The 16,477-nt window shown below is 66.0% G+C and carries 18 protein-coding genes; 9 read left to right on the top strand and 9 right to left on the bottom strand.

What is annotated here, in order from left to right; all coding sequences use genetic code 11:
* Window positions 1–6: 6 nt before the first annotated feature.
* Complete coding sequence (locus PAA8504_RS19105; protein WP_108895740.1) at window positions 7–564, top strand: nuclear transport factor 2 family protein; 558 nt, start codon at window positions 7–9, stop codon at window positions 562–564.
* A gap of 68 nt (window positions 565–632) precedes the next feature.
* Here PAA8504_RS19105 and PAA8504_RS19100 read toward each other — a convergent pair whose 3' ends face one another.
* Window positions 633–1,037, bottom strand: coding sequence for a RidA family protein (locus PAA8504_RS19100; RefSeq protein WP_108895739.1), 405 nt, complete (start codon window positions 1,035–1,037; stop codon window positions 633–635).
* Window positions 1,038–1,041: 4 nt separating this feature from the next.
* The gene (locus tag PAA8504_RS19095) at window positions 1,042–1,455 is read right to left on the bottom strand and encodes an acyl-CoA thioesterase (RefSeq protein WP_108895738.1); all 414 of its coding nucleotides are present in this window, start codon (window positions 1,453–1,455) and stop codon (window positions 1,042–1,044) included.
* A gap of 191 nt (window positions 1,456–1,646) precedes the next feature.
* On the opposite strand from PAA8504_RS19095, the gene PAA8504_RS19090 reads away from it, so the two are divergent.
* From PAA8504_RS19090 to PAA8504_RS19070, 5 genes are all read left to right on the top strand, one after another.
* Entirely contained in the window at window positions 1,647–3,935 is a 2,289-nt protein-coding gene (locus tag PAA8504_RS19090; RefSeq protein ID WP_108895737.1) for a bifunctional salicylyl-CoA 5-hydroxylase/oxidoreductase, read from the top strand.
* Window positions 3,932–4,681 (top strand): SDR family NAD(P)-dependent oxidoreductase, encoded by a 750-nt coding sequence (locus PAA8504_RS19085; protein ID WP_108895736.1) that lies wholly within the window; start codon window positions 3,932–3,934, stop codon window positions 4,679–4,681. Before PAA8504_RS19090 ends, PAA8504_RS19085 begins: the two co-directional genes overlap by 4 nt.
* Before the next feature lie 132 nt (window positions 4,682–4,813).
* Window positions 4,814–5,590 (top strand): ABC transporter substrate-binding protein, encoded by a 777-nt coding sequence (locus PAA8504_RS19080; RefSeq protein WP_108895735.1) that lies wholly within the window; start codon window positions 4,814–4,816, stop codon window positions 5,588–5,590.
* Window positions 5,591–5,651: 61 nt separating this feature from the next.
* Window positions 5,652–6,317 (top strand): amino acid ABC transporter permease, encoded by a 666-nt coding sequence (locus tag PAA8504_RS19075; protein WP_108895734.1) that lies wholly within the window; start codon window positions 5,652–5,654, stop codon window positions 6,315–6,317.
* A gap of 7 nt (window positions 6,318–6,324) precedes the next feature.
* Window positions 6,325–7,485, top strand: a complete 1,161-nt coding sequence (locus tag PAA8504_RS19070) for a pyridoxal phosphate-dependent aminotransferase (RefSeq protein ID WP_108895733.1) — start codon at window positions 6,325–6,327, stop codon at window positions 7,483–7,485.
* 9 nt (window positions 7,486–7,494) lie between these two features.
* Here the strand turns inward: PAA8504_RS19070 and PAA8504_RS19065 are convergent, their stop codons facing one another.
* Genes PAA8504_RS19065 through PAA8504_RS19035 form a run of 7 tightly spaced genes read right to left on the bottom strand, consistent with a single transcriptional unit; the run spans window position 7,495 to window position 13,755 of the window.
* Complete coding sequence (locus PAA8504_RS19065; RefSeq protein WP_108895732.1) at window positions 7,495–8,733, bottom strand: flavin-dependent oxidoreductase; 1,239 nt, start codon at window positions 8,731–8,733, stop codon at window positions 7,495–7,497.
* Window positions 8,734–8,736: 3 nt separating this feature from the next.
* Window positions 8,737–9,183 carry a cupin domain-containing protein gene (locus PAA8504_RS19060; protein ID WP_108895783.1) on the bottom strand — a complete coding sequence of 149 codons (447 nt, stop codon included), beginning with the start codon at window positions 9,181–9,183 and terminating at the stop codon, window positions 8,737–8,739.
* 23 nt (window positions 9,184–9,206) lie between these two features.
* Window positions 9,207–9,893 carry an ABC transporter ATP-binding protein gene (locus PAA8504_RS19055; RefSeq protein ID WP_108895731.1) on the bottom strand — a complete coding sequence of 229 codons (687 nt, stop codon included), beginning with the start codon at window positions 9,891–9,893 and terminating at the stop codon, window positions 9,207–9,209.
* Window positions 9,887–10,645, bottom strand: a complete 759-nt coding sequence (locus tag PAA8504_RS19050; RefSeq protein WP_108895730.1) for an ABC transporter ATP-binding protein — start codon at window positions 10,643–10,645, stop codon at window positions 9,887–9,889. The genes PAA8504_RS19055 and PAA8504_RS19050 overlap by 7 nt, the downstream gene beginning before the upstream one ends.
* Window positions 10,642–11,628, bottom strand: a complete 987-nt coding sequence (locus tag PAA8504_RS19045; protein WP_108895729.1) for a branched-chain amino acid ABC transporter permease — start codon at window positions 11,626–11,628, stop codon at window positions 10,642–10,644. Before PAA8504_RS19045 ends, PAA8504_RS19050 begins: the two co-directional genes overlap by 4 nt.
* Window positions 11,625–12,542 carry a branched-chain amino acid ABC transporter permease gene (locus PAA8504_RS19040; protein WP_108895728.1) on the bottom strand — a complete coding sequence of 306 codons (918 nt, stop codon included), beginning with the start codon at window positions 12,540–12,542 and terminating at the stop codon, window positions 11,625–11,627. Before PAA8504_RS19040 ends, PAA8504_RS19045 begins: the two co-directional genes overlap by 4 nt.
* Window positions 12,543–12,564: 22 nt before the next feature.
* Window positions 12,565–13,755, bottom strand: a complete 1,191-nt coding sequence (locus tag PAA8504_RS19035) for an ABC transporter substrate-binding protein (protein WP_108895782.1) — start codon at window positions 13,753–13,755, stop codon at window positions 12,565–12,567.
* Between the two features lie 316 nt (window positions 13,756–14,071).
* Here PAA8504_RS19035 and PAA8504_RS19030 point away from each other — a divergent pair, with 316 nt between their 5' ends.
* Genes PAA8504_RS19030 through PAA8504_RS19020 form a run of 3 tightly spaced genes read left to right on the top strand, consistent with a single transcriptional unit; the run spans window position 14,072 to window position 16,430 of the window.
* Complete coding sequence (locus PAA8504_RS19030) at window positions 14,072–14,485, top strand: MarR family winged helix-turn-helix transcriptional regulator (protein ID WP_108895727.1); 414 nt, start codon at window positions 14,072–14,074, stop codon at window positions 14,483–14,485.
* Window positions 14,482–15,282 carry an enoyl-CoA hydratase family protein gene (locus PAA8504_RS19025; protein ID WP_108895726.1) on the top strand — a complete coding sequence of 267 codons (801 nt, stop codon included), beginning with the start codon at window positions 14,482–14,484 and terminating at the stop codon, window positions 15,280–15,282. Before PAA8504_RS19030 ends, PAA8504_RS19025 begins: the two co-directional genes overlap by 4 nt.
* A complete protein-coding gene (locus PAA8504_RS19020; RefSeq protein ID WP_108895725.1) occupies window positions 15,282–16,430 on the top strand; it encodes an acyl-CoA dehydrogenase family protein in 1,149 nt (382 codons plus the stop codon). Before PAA8504_RS19025 ends, PAA8504_RS19020 begins: the two co-directional genes overlap by 1 nt.
* Window positions 16,431–16,477: the final 47 nt, after the last annotated feature.

Here is a 16,477-nt window from a genome sequence, read left to right as displayed (position 1 = left end):
AGAGCAATGAACGACGATATTCTGCGACGGCTCGACCGGCTGGAAAGCCGCAACCAGATCCTCGAGCTGATCGCCAAGTACTGCAAGGCCTGCGACGATCGCGACGTTCCGCTGCTGCGGTCCATCTTCACCGAAGATGCCACGGTGCGGTCGCAGGACGGCATGATGGACGGCAAGGGCCTCAATGCGGTGATGGAGGTGTATCGCAAGCGGTTCGAGGTTCTGGCGATCTCGGTCCACTGGACTCACGACAACATCATCACCTTCGACGAAACCGATCCCGACCGGGCGACGGGCGAGTGCTTCTGCCACGCCGAAGCGCACCGGAACGGCCAGACGCTCGTCGGCTCGCTGCGCTATGACGACGAATACCGCCGCACCGACGAGGTATGGCAGTTTTCAAGCCGGACGCTGAAGTTCCTGTATTATGTCCCGGTCCAGGAATACCCCGAGGCGCTCGGCTCGAAAAAGCGGATGCGGGCCTATGGCGACCAGCGGGCCGCCGACTATCCCGAGACGTTCGACTGCTACAACGACTGGGCACGGCACTACGAAGGCGCCTGAGCTGTCGCCCGGACTGTGACCCATCCCCCGGTTCGGTCACAGTTGGGGCTTTCCTCGTTTCTACCCGATCAGTCCTCTGGCGGCAGAACCGCGGTCGCCTCGATCTCGACCAGGGCCTCGTCCTCGACCAGGGCCGCGACGACGACCATGGTCATGGCGGGGAAATGATAGCCCATGACATCGCGATACGCCGCGCCGACTTCCTTCTGGCGGGCGAGGTATTCGCGCTTGTCCGTCACGAACCAGGTCAGCCGGGTGATGTCGCTGACAGAACCGCCTGCGGCCAGCACCACCTCGGCGATGTTCTGCAGGGCCTGACGGGTCTGGCCGATGAAATCGTGGCTTTCGAAGACCTGGTCCGCGGTCCAGCCGATCTGGCCGCCCACGAACAGCACCCGGCCCTCGGCGATGATTCCGTTCGCGTAGCCTTTGGCGGGCTTCCAGCCGTCGGGATGAATGGTGATCGTGCTCACGGGATCAGTCCTCCTTGTAGGTCTCAAGCGTCGCGCGGCGTTCATCGGGCCAGCGGATCGACTTCATGCGGTCCAGATCGACGAGGACCAGCGTTCCTTGCGCCGTCAGTCGGGCCTGCCCGTCGCACGTCGCGGCGACGGTGACGTCCAGACTGGCGCCGCCGATCCGCCCGGTGGTCAGCGTCCAGTCCAACTGGTCGCCCAGGCGGGACGCCGCATGGAAGTCGGTCGCGATCCGGCCCATGGGAATGCCCACCCGTTCCACCGTATGCATCTGGCGAAAGGACCAGCCGACCGCCTCACCGAAGAAGCGTTCGACCACTTCGTTGATCATCTCGAAATAGCGGGGATAGAACACGATGCCGGCGGGATCGCAGTGCTGGAACATGACGTCCGTGGAATGGCGGAAAACGGCCATCTCTCAAGCCGTCCCGCGCCGGGCGGATCGTTCCATCGCAATCATATCGCGCCCTCCCTCGCACGGCCGGGGCCGCCTGTTGCCATCACAATTCCCCAGTGCGACATAAACTTCAAGCCTGAAGTTTCAGGCTTGAAATGTTTACCGGGCGATGTGACAGTCGACCCGACGATGCAGGAAAGGAACGCGCGATGAAGACCGTATGTCTTGGGGGCGGGCCGGCCGGCCTTTACTTCGCCATCAGCCTGAAACTGCGACAGCCCGACGCCGAGGTCGTGGTGATCGAACGCAATCGCCCCGACGACACGTTCGGCTGGGGCGTGGTGCTGTCGGACGAGACGCTGGACAATCTGGGCGCCAACGACGCGAAAAGCGCCGCCGCGATCCGCGAGCATTTCGCCTACTGGGACGACATCAAGGTCGTGAAGGAAGATGTCGAGATCACCTCGACCGGGCACGGCTTCTGCGGGCTGGGCCGCAAGCAGATGCTCCTGCTGCTGCAGGAGCGCGCGCGCGAGCTGGGCGTGGACCTGCGGTTCGAAACCGAAGTCGACGACATCGACGCCCTGCGCCACGAATACGATCTGGTCGTCGCCGCGGACGGCATCAATTCGAAGACCCGGACCCGGTACGAGGACGCCTTCCGCCCCGAGATCGACACCCGCGCCTGCAAGTTCGTGTGGCTGGGCACCAACGCCAAGTTCGACGACGCCTTCACCTTCATCTTCAAGAAGACCGACCACGGCTGGATCTGGGCCCACGCCTACCAGTTCGACGCAGACACCGCGACCTTCATCGTCGAATGCGCCGAGGATACGTGGAAGAACTTCGGCTTCGACAAGATGGGCCAGGAGGACATGATCGCGGTCTGCGAGAAGGTGTTCGCCGACCATCTCGACGGCCATCCCCTGATCTCGAACATGAAGCACCTGCGCGGCTCGGCCTGGCTGAACTTCAACCGCGTGTTGTGCGAGAAATGGCACCACGAGAATGTCGTGTTGCTGGGCGATGCCTCCGCCACGGCGCATTTCTCGATCGGGTCGGGCACCAAGCTGGCGCTGGAATCGGCCATCGCGCTGGCCGATCTGGTGACCAAGGAAGACAGCCTGGAAAAGGCGTTCGAGAAATACCAGGAAGAACGCCGCACCGACGTGTTGCGCCTGCAATCGGCCGCCCGCAACTCGACCGAGTGGTTCGAGGAGGTCGAACGGTACCTCCACCTCGACCCCGTCCAGTTCAACTACTCCCTGCTGACCCGGTCGCAGCGGATCAGCCACGAGAACCTGCGCCTGCGCGACGCGAAATGGCTGCAATCGGCCGAGGAGTGGTTCCAGACGCAGGCCGGCGCCAATGGTGCCCACCGCGCGCCCATGTTCGCGCCCTTCCGCCTGCGCGACATGCGGCTGAAGAACCGGGTCGTCGTCTCGCCCATGGCGCAGTACAAGGCGGTCGACGGCACGCCCACCGACTGGCATTTCGTCCACTATTCCGAACGCGCGAAGGGCGGCGCGGGGCTGGTCTATATTGAGATGACCTGCGTCAGCCCCGAAGGGCGGATCACCCCCGGCTGCCCCGGTCTTTACGCGCCCGAGCACGAGGCCCAGTGGAAACGCCTGTGCGACTTCGTCCATGCCGAGACCGACGCCAAGCTGTGCATGCAGATCGGCCATTCGGGGCGCAAGGGCTCGACCCAGCTGGGCTGGGAGACGATGGACGCCCCCCTGAAGGAGGGCAACTGGCCCACGATGTCCGCCTCGGCCATTCCGTGGAACGACGACCACGCCGCCCCGAAGGAGATGGACCGCGCCGACATGGACACCGTGCGCGACCAGTTCGTCAGCGCGGCGGAAATGGCCGACCGCGCGGGCTTCGACATGATCGAGCTTCACGCCGCGCACGGCTATCTTCTGTCGTCCTGCATCTCGCCCATCTCGAACATGCGCGAAGACGAATATGGCGGCAGCCTGGAAAACCGGATGCGCTATCCGCTGGAGGTCTTCCGCGCCATGCGCGCCGTCTGGCCCGAGGGCAAGCCGATGTCCGTCCGCATTTCCGCCACCGACTGGGTCGCCGAACGTGGCGTCAGCGGCGAAGAGGCGGTGGAAATCGCGCAGATGTTCCACGATGCGGGCGTCGATATCGTCGACGTCTCGGCCGGGCAGACCAGCGTCGAGGCAAAGCCGGTCTATGGCCGGATGTTCCAGACCCCGTTCTCGGACCGGATCCGGAACGAGCGTGGCATCCCCACCATGGCCGTCGGCAACATCTACGAGCCCGACCACGTCAATTCGATCCTGATGGCCGGGCGCGCCGATCTGGTGTGCCTCGCCCGGCCGCATCTGGCCGATCCCTACTGGACGCTGCATGCCGCCGCCGCCTTGCAGGACGACGGCACGCAATGGCCCCTGCCCTACGGACCCGGCGCGGACCAGATGCGCCGCCTAGCCGAACGGGGTGAGGGGATGGGGGTGCGCGTATGACCGACCTGACAGGTCGGACCGCCCTCGTCACGGGCGGGGCCACCGGGCTGGGCGCGGATCTGGCGCGCACGCTGGCCGAGGCCGGCGCGACTGTCTGGATCGCGGGCCGCCGGGCCGGGCCGCCGGAAGACATGGCCGAATCCCACGCGCGTATTCGCCCCGTGGTCGCGGATGTCACCGATGAGACCGCGGTGCAGGCGATGTTCGACACGACCGGCCCGTGTGACATCGTGGTCGCCAATGCCGGGGCTTCGGTCAGCGCGCCGTTCACCCGCACCGATCTGGCCACGTGGCAGCAGATGATCGACGTGAACCTCACCGGCGCGTTCCTGACCCTGCGCGAAGGGGCGATCCGCCTGAAGGGCGCCGATTGGGGTCGCCTGATTGCCGTCGCCTCGACCGCAGGACTGAAGGGGTACGGCTATGTCTCGGGCTATGCGGCGGCCAAGCATGGGGTTGTCGGCATGGTGAAATCCGCCGCGCTGGAAATGGCGAAGACGGGGATCACCGTGAACGCCCTGTGCCCGGGGTTTCTGGAGACCGAGATGACGGACAAATCCGTGCAGAACATCGTCGACAAGACCGGGATGACGCCCGAGGACGCCCGCAAGAGCCTTGAGAAGATGTCCCCCCAACGCCGCCTGATCCAACCGTCGGAAGTCAGCGCCGCCGCCATGTGGCTTTGCGGTCCGGGGTCCGAGGGGATCACCGGGCAGGCCATCGCCATCGCGGGCGGCGAAGTCTGATCGATCCTTGCAAACGCATATTTACCGCGCATTCCGCAAGATCCCGCTGGCCGCGACCCGGCCGCTCTGGCTAACCTCGCAATCAGGAGCTGGGGCAAACCCGGCCGACCGTTAACAGGAAGGACAAGATACATGAAACTGCGTTACATCTCGGGCGCGCTTGCCGCGCTTTGCCTTACCGGTCCCGTCGCCGCGCAAACGCTGGAAGTCGGTGCCTATCCGTCGAACCCGCCTTGGGAGTTCAAGAACGAGCAGAGCGAGTTCGAGGGGTTCGAGGTCGATCTGGTGCGCGAGATCGGCGAACGCATGGGTCGCGAGGTCAACATCCAGGATCTGGGCTTCCAGGCGCTGTTCGCGGCGACGTCCTCGGGGCGGATCGACATGGCGATCTCGACCATCACGATCACGCCCGAACGGCTTGAGAATCAGGCCTTCACCCAGCCCTATTACGACAGCGACCTTGGCCTCGTGACCTCTCAGGAGGATGTCGAAACGGTCGAGGATCTGGAAGGCCGCCCGGTTGGCGCGCTGGCCAGTTCAACAGGCGAGACGTGGATCAACGCCAATTCCGAGGAATACGGCTTCGGCGACTACCGGTCCTACACCACGCAGCAGAACCTGTTGCTGGACGTCGCCAACGGGCGCGTCGCAGCGGGCATCGGCGACATCCTGGGCTTCGAGTTCGCGGCCGAGCAGATGCCCCAGATCCGCGTTGCCGACCGCATCCAGACGGGCGAGCAGTTCGCGATCATGATGCCCCAGGGCTCGGACCTGCTGGAAGAGGTCAACGCCGCGATCACCGAGATCAAGGAAGACGGCACCCTGGCCGAGATCTATACCCGGTGGCTGGAAAGCGAGCCGGCGGAAGGCACGTCCAGCGTGACCGTCATGCCGATCCCGGGCCAGTAACAGACCCGGCCGGGCGGCGCCCCGCGCGCCGCCCGCCCTGCCCTACCCGGAACGGATTGCCATGGACTTCTTCCAGACCTTCCTGAATTTCGACGTGATGATCCGCGTCTGGCCGATGCTGCTCAAAGGCGTCGGCAACACGCTGGCGCTGGCCTTTACGACCGTCACCGGCGGCGGCATCCTGGGCGTGCTGATCTGCCTTGTCCGGCTTTACGCCCCGAAACCGATCCGCTGGCTGGCCATTGCATATATCGACGTGTTCCGAGCGATCCCGATCCTGGTGCTGCTGGTCCTCGTCTATTACGCCCTGCCCTTCGTCGGCATCCGCCTGTCGTCGTTCTTCGCGGCCGTCACAGCACTCGGGCTGGTGTTCTCGTCCTTCACGGCCGAGGTGTTCCGCGCCGGTATCGAGGCGATCCCGAAAGGCCAGGTCGAGGCGGCCAATTCGCTGGGCCTGCCGTTTCGCGTGACGATCTGGAAGGTGATCCTGCCGCAGGCACTGAAGATCGCGATCCCGCCGCACACCTCGAACGCGGTGGCCATCGCCAAGGACACCTCGCTGGCGTCGGTCGTGGCGATGCCCGACCTTCTGAAACAGGCGACGGACGCGCAGGCGCTGACGGCGAACCCCTCGCCGCTGATCGCCGCGGCGGTGATGTACCTGATCTTCCTGCTGCCTGCCGTGCGCCTCGTGTCCTATTTCGAACAACGTTACCGTCATGCCTGAGGCCCGAATGCCCCGTTTCGCCCGCCGGATTACCCAGACCTCGCCCAAGAATTTCGGCATGTTCGCCCGTGCCATGGCCGCGGGGGGCGACCTGATCCACCTGGAGCTCGGCCGCCCGGTCGAGGATACGCCCGACCACATCAAGGAGGCGACCGTCGCCGCCCTGCGCGCGGGCCACGTCCACTATTCCGACCTTCAGGGCCTGCCCGAGCTGCGCGCCGCCCTGGCCGAACGGATGGGCCGCGAGAACGGGCTGACCCTGTCGCCCGACGAGATCCTGGTGACCAACGGTCTGACGCAGGCCAGTTATGCCGCCTTCACCGCCTTTCTGGATCCGGGCGACGAGGCGATCCTGCTGTCGCCGCACTATCCCCAGCATATCGGCAAGATCGAACTGGCCGGCGGCGTCCCGGTCTTCGCGCCCTTGGATGCGGACGACAACTATTCCATCAAGCGCACCCTGATCGAACCGAAGATCACCGACCGCACGCGGATCATCGCGCTGGTGAACCCCTGCAACCCCACGGGCCGCGTCTATTCCCGGCCCGAGTTGCAGGAGCTGGCGGATCTGGCCATCGAACACGACCTGCTGATCCTGTCGGACGAGGTTTACGACCGCATCGTCTATGACGGGGCCGAGCATGTCTCGATCGCGTCGCTACCGGGGATGCGCGAGCGGACGATCACCATGTCGGCGTTTACCAAGGCATATGCGATGGACGGCTGGCGTCTGGGCTGGCTGGCCTGCGATGCGTCGCTGATGCCGGGGCCGATGAAGATCACGACGTCAGAAGTGACCCACGTAAACACCTTCATCCAGCACGGCGCACTGGCCGCCGTCACCGGCCCGACCGAGGTTCTGGCCCAGATGGTCGATGACGACCGCGCGAGGCGCGATCTGGTCGTGTCCCGGCTGAACCAGATGCCCGGCGTCGTCTGCCCCAGCCCCGAAGGCACGATCTACGCCTGGCCCGACGTCTCGGGCACCGGCCTTCCCGCGCAGACCATGGCCGAGCGGATGATGGACGAAACCGGCGTCGTGGTCGAGGCGGGCAGCTTCTATGGCCCCGAGGGCGAGGGACGCCTGCGCATTTGTTTCGGCGCGCAGACGCTCGAGGTGCTGGAGACCGCGATGGACCGGATGTCGCGGTTCCTCAACGACCTGTAGGCCCCTGGGTCAGACCACCCGGCGGATCTGCGGGCCTGCGGTCATCGTGGCATAGCCACCGGTGATCGCCTTGCGCTCCTCGAAGCTCAGCACCGTCTCGATATCGGTGAAGCCTGCGGGGGCGCGCTTCTCGGCCTCGTCGATCACTCGCTCGGGGCCGCCGATCCGGTTCGTCCGCACCACCTCGGCCGTCTTGGGCAGACGCTCCTTCTCATAGGCCCAAAGTGCGGCGCGCGGATGCTCGGCCCGGGCCAGCGCGTCGGTCAGGCACCGCGCGTCCAGGATCGCCTGGCTGGCCCCGTTCGAGCCGACGGGATACATCGGATGCGCCGCGTCGCCCAGAAGCGTGACCCGCCCGAAGGTCCAGCGCGGCAGGGGATCTCGGTCGGCCATGGGGTATTCGAAGATCGCAGGCGACGCGCGGACCAGCCCCTCGATATCCATGCCGGGCACCGCAAAGCGCCGCGCGTGGGGCAGCACGGTCGCCAAAGACGCCTGCCGCGACCAGCTGTCGGGCGGCGGGGTGGACACGGCCGGGTCCTTGATCCGCACATTCACCACCCAGTTCATCAGCTGCGTCCGACCCATCCGCGGCGCGATGGGATAGAGGACGAACTTCCCCCCAAGCCCCCCGGCGATGGCCATGCTCTCACCGTCCTTCCAGACGGGCCATTCCGCCGCGCCGCGCCACATGACAACGCCCTGCCAAGAGGGCGGTCCCTCGTCGCGATAGAAGGTCCGCCGCCCAACCGAATGGATCCCGTCGGCGCAGATCAGAACCTCGGCGCGCACGGTCTGTCCCGCGCCGCCATCGACGGCATCGGTGAAATGCGCGGTCACGCCGGCCTCGTCCTGGATGAAGCCCGACAACCGCCGCCCGACCTTCACCGCATCCGGCCCCAGCCGATCCCGCACCGCGTCGTACAGAACCTTCTGGAACCGCCCCCGGTGGATCGAGAATTGCGGCACGTCGTGGCCCGCATGGGTGCCGCGCAGTTCCGACCAGACCTCCTGCCCCGCGCGGGTCAGGTAGGTCAGTTCGCGCGTGCGCACGCCCACGGTATCAAGCTCATCCAGCAGCCCCAGCGCGGCCAGTTCGCGGATGGCATGGGGCAGCACGTTGATGCCGACGCCGACCTCGCGCACTTCGCGCGCGGCCTCATAGATGGTGCAGGGAATGCCCCGCGCGTGGCACATCAGGGCCGTGGTCAGCCCGCCGATGCCGGCGCCCGCGATGACGACGCGCATGGCTCAGTCCTCCTCGGGGGGCAGGAAATCGACCTCGTGCTCGGCCGAGACGGCGACCACGTCGGCGGGGTTCGCATCGGGGCCAAGGTTGTGCAGCGCCCAGAACAGGTCGAACAGCCGCCGCGACGGCGCGACCCAGAACAGGCACTTGATGGTGCTGTCGGTCTTGTTCCAGATCCCGTGCGGGATCTTCATGGGCATGCGGATCAGGTCGCCCGGTTCGGCATAGGTTTCGACCCCGTTCAGTTGCAGGTCGAACCGCCCTTCCAGGACATAGATGAATTCGTCCTGCGTGGGGTGGATATGGGGCGGGATGAAGGTGCCCTTGGGCAACGTCGCGTGCCACGCCATCGAGCTTTCAGAGCGTTGCTTGGGGACATAGGTCTGCCCCAGCACGTTCCACGAGATATCCTCGATGCCGGAGTTCGATTTCGTGATACCGGGCAGCATGACCATGGGGGCTCCTTCAAGGGTCAGACGTGCAGGAAGCGGTCCTTCACGTCGGGGGTGGCAAGGATTTCGGCGGTCGAGCCGGTCCAGACCACGCGGCCCTTCTCGATCACCACGTGACGGTCGGCGAATTTCGTCAGCGCATCGACGTTCTTGTCGATGACCAGGATGGCCTCGCCCTCGGCCTTCAGTTTCGTCAGGCAGGCCCAGATATCGGCACGGATCAGGGGGGCCAGCCCCTCGGTCGCCTCGTCCAGAACCATCAGACGGGGGTTCGTCATCAGCGCGCGGCCGATGGCCAGCATCTGCTGCTCGCCGCCCGACAACTGGTTGCCCATGTTGCGCCGCCGTTCCTTCAGGCGCGGGAACAGGCCGTAGATGCCCGCCAGATCCCATTTGCCGGGGCGGGCGGTGGCGCGCAGGTTCTCTTCGACATTCAGGGTGGGGAAGATCTGGCGCCCCTCGGGGACCAGACCCAGACCGGCCAGCGCGATCTTGTGCGGCTCGGCCCCTGTCAGGTCGGTGCCGTCGACGGCGACGCGACCGCCGCGCGGCTTCAGCATCCCGAAGATCGACTTGATCGTCGTGGTCTTGCCCATCCCGTTGCGGCCCAGCAGGGTCACGACCTCGCCATCCTTCACGTGCAGGTCGATCCCGAACAGGATCCGGCTGTCGCCATAGGCGGCTTCCAGCCCCTCGACCGTCAGCATGCCGGGGCCTCCTCTTCCTCGCCCAGATAGGCGGCGCGCACCTGCGGATCCGAGCGTACATCCTCGGGCGCGCCGGTGGCGATGATCGCGCCATTGACCAGCACCGACACCCGGTCTGCCAGCGCGAAGACCGCGTCCATGTCATGCTCGATCAGCAGCATGGTCATGCGGCCCTTCATGGCGCGCAGCCGGTCGACGAAGGCGTCCGCCTCGGCCCCGCCGACCCCGGCCAGCGGTTCGTCCAGCAGCAGGACCCGGGGGTCGGTCGCCAGCGCCAGCGCAAGCTCCAGATGGCGATGTTCCCCGTGGCTGAGGGCCCTGGCCGGGACATCCGCGCGCTCCGTCAGGCCCGACCCGTCCAGCACCCGCATCGCGGCGTCGTTCAGCGCGGCCTCGGTCGCGACGGGCGCGAAGAAGCGAAAGCTGGAGCCCTTTCGCGCCTGCACGGCCAGCGCCACGTTCTCCAGCACGGTGAAGCTGGGCAGGACCTGCGTGATCTGGAACGACCGCGCCAGCCCGGCGCGCACCCGGTCGGGCATCGAAAGCCGCGTGATGTCGCGCCCGTCCAGCGCAACCGTCCCGGCGTCGGGTTTCAGCTGTCCTGAAAGCTGCGCCACCAGCGTGGTCTTGCCCGCGCCGTTGGGACCGATGATCGCATGCACCTCTCCCGGCTCGACCGTCAGGGTCACGTTGTCGGTGACTTGAAGCGCGCCGAAGCTTTTCGACAGGTTTAAGATGTCCAAGCGGCTCATTCCCGGCGCCCCCGGATCTGCTCGAACAAGCCGGTCAGGCCGCGCGGGCTGAACAACACCATAAGGACAAGGAAGATGCCGAACCACAGCCGCCAGTGTTCGGTCATCATGCCCAGCACTTCCTCTAGCAACAGGGCCGCGACCGCGCCGCCGATGGCCCCCGACAGCGTGCCGATCCCGCCCAGCACCACCATCACGATCAGCTCGCCCGAGCGGTGCCACGACATGAACGCGGGCGACACGAACTGCGCCTGATTGGCCAGAAGCACCCCGGCGACCGCGGTGATGCAGCCCGAGATGACGAAGGCCGTCAGCTGATAGCGGAAGGGCGGAAAGCCGATGGATTCCATGCGCGTCGGGTTCTCGCGGATGCCGGTCAGCACCCGCCCGAAGCGCGACGCCACGATGCGGTGGCACAGAACGAACAGCGCGATCAGGGCGACAAGCGTCGCGTAGTAAAGCGTCGTGTCGTTCTCAAGCATGTTCGAGCCCAGTACGGTCGACCGCCCGGACAACCCGTATCCGTCATCGCCCCCGTAGGCCGAGAGGGAGATGAAGAAGAAGAACGCCATCTGCCCGAAGGCCAGCGTGATCATGATGAAATAGACGCCCTTCGTCCGAAGCGAGATCGCGCCGGTAACGAAGGCGAACACGGCCGAGATCGCGACGGCGAACAGGGTCTGGGCGAAGATGTCGGTGACACCATAGCTCGACAGGATCGCGACGGCATAGGTCCCAAAGCCCAGATAGGCGGCGTGCCCGAACGACACCATTGCGCCGTAGCCCAGGATCAGATCCAGCGCCATGGCGGCGATGGCATAGGCCAGGATGCGGGTGCCGATCACGATGAGAAACGGATCGTCCAGCGCGAACGCCAGCAGGGGAAACAGCGCGAACGCCGCGAAGAGGATCATCGCGACCTTGACCCGGGGCGCCACCGCGGGCGCTGCGGTGCGGGGGGTGGGGGCGGTCGCGTCGGTCATGCCTTTGCCCCGAACAGGCCCGCGGGCTTGGCGAACAGGATCACCGCCATCAGGATATAGACCAACATCGGCGCCAGCATCCGCCCCGTCTGGTTCGCGGCCGACGGATCCAGCACCTCGCGCAGAAGGATGGGCCCGAAGACCCCGCCCAGCGTATCGACGACGGCGACCAGGATCGCGCCAAGGAACGCGCCCTTGATCGACCCGATGCCGCCGATCACCACGACGACGAAGGTCAGGATCAGCACGCTTTCCCCCATGCCCGTGTCCACCGACAGGATCGGCGCGATCAGCGCGCCCGCGAAACAGGCCAGCACCGCGCCAAGCGTGAAGACGATGGCGAACAACTTGCCGATATCGACCCCAAGCGCCGACACCATGGCCCGGTTCGTGGCGCCCGCGCGCAACAGCATCCCGATGCGGGTGTAGTTGATGACCAGGAACAGGCCCAAAGCCACGGCCAGCCCCGCGACGATGATCCCCACGCGATAGACCGGGTATCGCAGCGGCCCCATCAGCGGGATCGAGCCTGACAGAAGCTCGGGCGTCGGGACCGACAGGGGCGAGGTGCCCCAGACGATCTTCACCGTCTCGTTGGCGATCATCACCAGCCCGAAGGTCGCCAGCACCTGATCGAGATGCGAGCGGGCGTAGAGCCTTCGGATCACCACGACCTCAAGGATCAGCCCCACCGCGATGGCGGCGGGCAGCATCAGCAGCAACCCCCACCAGAAGCTGCCGGTCAGCGCCGCGAAGGTCGCGACGAAATAGGCGCCCACCATGTAAAGGACACCGTGGGCCAGGTTGACCACGTCCATGATCCCGAAGACCAGCGTCAGGCCGGCCGCGATCAGGAACAGCAGGACGCCAAGCTGCACCCCGTTCAGAAGTTGCAGAACGAACAGGTTCGCCATGAACGTGGTCCCCCTTCCCGGATCAGGACGCGTCCATCTGGCACTGGTCGGCATAGGTATCGACGTAGTCGTCGAAGATCTTCTCGCGGACCGAGGTGCCGTACATCCCGTCGTCGCGCTTGACCGCCTCGACCAGATAGAAGTCCTGCACCGGGTAGTTGTTCACCCCGAACGAGAAGTCGCCGCGCGGGCTGTCGAAATCGGCCTCTTTCAGCGCGGCGCGCAGGGCGTCGCGGTCGGTCAGGTCGCCATCGACCTTGCGCACGGCCGAATCTATCAGCTGCGCCGCATCATAGGCCTGCATCGCATAGGTGCCGGGAACGGCGCCGTATTCCTCGATATAGGCGGACACGAAGGCCTCGTTGGCCTCGTTCTCCAGATCGGGCGCCCAGTTGGCGCCGCCCAGAAGGCCGACGGCCGCGTCCTGCGTGGCGGGCAGCGTGGTCTCGTCCACCGTGAAGGCCGACAGGAACGGCATCGAGGACAGACCGGCCTGGTCGAACTGCTTGACCAGGTTCACGCCCATGCCGCCTGGCATGAAGGTGAACAGCGCGTCGGGCTGGAACGCGGCGATCTGCGCCAGCTCGGACGAGAAGTCGAGCTGCCCCATCTCGGTGAACACCTCGCCCGCGAACCCGCCGGTGTAGGAATTCTTGAAGCCCGCCAAGCTGTCGCGTCCGGCCTGATAGTTCGGCGCCATCAGGAAGACGTTCTGATACCCCTCGCTTTCGGCATAGGCGCCCATGACCTCGTGGTTCTGGTCGTTCTGATACGAGGTGACGAAGAAGTTCGGGTTGCACTCGGCCCCCGCGAAATTCGACGTGCCCGCGTTGGTCGAGATCAGGATCGTCCCCGTCTCGGTCACGGGCTGGTGGATCGCGACGAGGATGTTCGAGAAAATCGGGCCGACAACGAAATCGACCTCCTCGCGCTGGACCAGCTCGCGCGCGTCGTCGGCGGCCTTGTCGGGGCGCTGTTCGTCGTCGATCACGACGATCTCGGTCTCCATCCCGCCCAGTTCGCCGATGCGCTCGGCGGCCAGCATGAAGCCGTTGCGCGCCTGCTCGCCCAGGGCGGCGGCGGGGCCGGACAGCGTATAGATCAGGCCGATCTTCAGCACGTCGTCCTGAGCGGCGGGGGGCACGTCCTGCGCCAGCGCGGCGCCGGGCAGCGTCAGAAGGCTGGTCGCCAGAAGCATTGTCTTGGTGGTCATTGCGGTCATCCCTTGTTGGTTGTCGTTCAGGCCGCGCCGTCTTGCGGGCGTCGTGCCGTAATCCTGCATTCAGGGCGCGAATGGCATCGTTTCGCAACCCCGTTCTCATCCGGGACCATCCTGACGGGGATGATGCTGACGTCGGGGAAATAGTATTTCAAGCTCAAACTTTTTTTGCTTGAACCAAATTTGGGCGCCGCCTAGCCTTTGCTCATAGGTTCGGCACACATGCGGGGGATAGAAGCGCGTGGCGCAACGTGGGACGGAAACGACACCCGAAAACCGGGCCGGGGATGCCTCGAAAGCCCGTTTGCGCATGTGGCTGCGGATGCTGAAACGCACCCGCATGGTGGAATCCCAGCTGCGCGAACGCCTGCGGGCCCAGTTCGACACCACCCTGCCCCGCTTCGACGTCATGGCCGCCCTGGCCCGGTACGACAACGGCCTGAAGATGAGCGCGCTGTCGGGGATTCTGCGCGTGTCCAACGGGAACGTCACGGGGATCATCGACCGGCTGGTCGAGGACGGGATCGTCGTGCGCGTTCAGGTGCCGGGCGATCGCCGCGCCTCGCTGGTGCGGCTGACCCGAAAGGGGCACGAGGAATTCGCCCGCCAGGCCACGGCCCACGAAGCCTGGATCGACGAGCTTCTGGCGGATTTCGACGCCGAAGAGGCCGACACCCTGTCCGAACGGTTCGACGCCGTCACCCAACGGGAGAAGAGAGCTTGACCATCGACACCACCCATTTCCGCTGTCAGATCGAAGACGGCATCGCGACGCTGCGCCTGGACCGACCCGACCGGAAGAACCCGCTGACCTTCGACAGCTATGCCGAACTGCGCGACTGGTTCCGCGCCCTGCCCTACCGCGACGACGTGAAAGCCGTGGTCTTCGGGTCGAACGGGGGCAACTTCTGCTCGGGCGGCGATGTCCACGACATCATCGGCCCGCTGACGAAGATGACCATGAAGGAGCTTCTGGCCTTCACCCGCATGACCGGCGATCTGGTCAAGGCGATGATCCATTGCGGCGTGCCCGTGATCGCCGCCGCCGACGGGGTCTGCGTCGGCGCGGGCGCGATCGTCGCCATGGCGTCCGACCTGCGCATCGCCACGCCCGACACCAAGGCCGCTTTCCTGTTCACCCGCGTCGGGCTTGCGGGCTGCGACATGGGGGCCTGCGCCATGCTGCCCCGGATCATCGGCCAGGGCCGCGCGGCCGAACTGCTGTATACCGGCCGTGCGATGAGCGCGGACGAGGGGTCAGCCTGGGGCTTCTGGAACAAGGTCGTTGACGCAGATGCGCTCGAGGCCGAGGCCCAAGCGATGGCCCGCCGGATCGCGGATGGCCCCAATTTCGGGCACATGATGACCAAGACCATGCTGAACCAGGAATGGTCCATGTCGCTGGACCAGGCCATCGAGGCCGAGGCGCAGGCGCAGGCGATCTGCATGCAGACCGAGGATTTCACCCGCGCCTACAACGCCTTCGTCGCGAAGGAAAAACCCGTCTTTCAGGGGGATTGATGCCCGACCGTTCCTATCTCGACTGGCCGTTCCTCGAAGACCGCCACCGCGACCACGCCAAGGCGCTGGACGACTGGGCAGGCGATCTTGGCTCGGTCGATCACCACGACACCGACGCCGCCTGCCGCGATCTGGTCGCGAAACTGGGGGCCGATGGCTGGCTTCAGCCCACCGCCGTGGACCCCGCCGATCCGAACCCGTTGGACGTGCGGACCTTGTGTCTGTCGCGCGAGACGCTGGCCCGCCACGACGGTCTGATGGATTTTGCCTTCGCGATGCAGGGCCTTGGCACCGGGGCGCTGTCGCTTTTCGGCTCGAAAGCGCAGCAGGACGAATGGCTGCCCCTGACGCGCACCGGCAAGGCGATCTCGGCCTTCGCGCTGACCGAGCCGCAATCGGGCTCAGACGTGGCGAATTCGACGATGACCGCCACCGATGACGGTGACGCCTGGGTGCTGGACGGGCAGAAGACCTGGATCTCGAATGGCGGGATCGCGGATGTCTACACCCTGTTCGCCCGCACCGGTGAAGGCCCCGGCGCCAAGGGCCTGTCTGCTTTTGTCGTGCCCGCCGATACGCCGGGACTGTCCATCGCCGAACGGTTGCAGACCATCGCCCCGCACCCGCTAGCCACGTTGCAGTTCGACGGCGCGCGGCTGCCCAAATCCGCTCTGATCGGCGCGCCCGGTCAAGGCTTCAAGATCGCCATGTCGGTGCTGGACGTGTTCCGCACCACCGTTGCCGCCGCCGGTTTGGGCTTCGCCCGCCGCGCCTTTGACGAATCGCTGTCCCGCGTGGCCGCGCGCGAGGTGCAGGGCAAACCCCTGTCCGAGTTGCAGATGGTCCAGGGCCATATCGCCGACATGGCCCTGCGCGTCGATGCCGCCGCCCTGCTGGTCTATCGCGCAGCGTGGACCAAGGATTCCGGCGCCCCGCGCGTCAGCCGCGAGGCGGCGATGGCCAAGCTTTACGCCACCGACGAGGCGCAGAAGGTCATCGACGCGGCGGTGCAGCTTCACGGCGGCGACGGCGTGAAATCCGGCGAGGTTGTCGAGCGCCTGTATCGCGAGATCCGCGCCCTGCGCATCTATGAAGGCGCCTCGGACGTGCAGAAGGTCATCATCGCGCGCCAGACGATGGGCGCCTGACCGACGAAAAGATCAGAGGCGGGCCAACCCGCCCATCACCCGGCCCG

Source organism: Palleronia abyssalis (assembly GCF_900302445.1).
Taxonomy (GTDB): domain Bacteria; phylum Pseudomonadota; class Alphaproteobacteria; order Rhodobacterales; family Rhodobacteraceae; genus Palleronia; species Palleronia abyssalis.
Note: the sequence above shows the minus strand (reverse complement) of the source record. Positions and strands in the feature narration are given on the sequence as shown.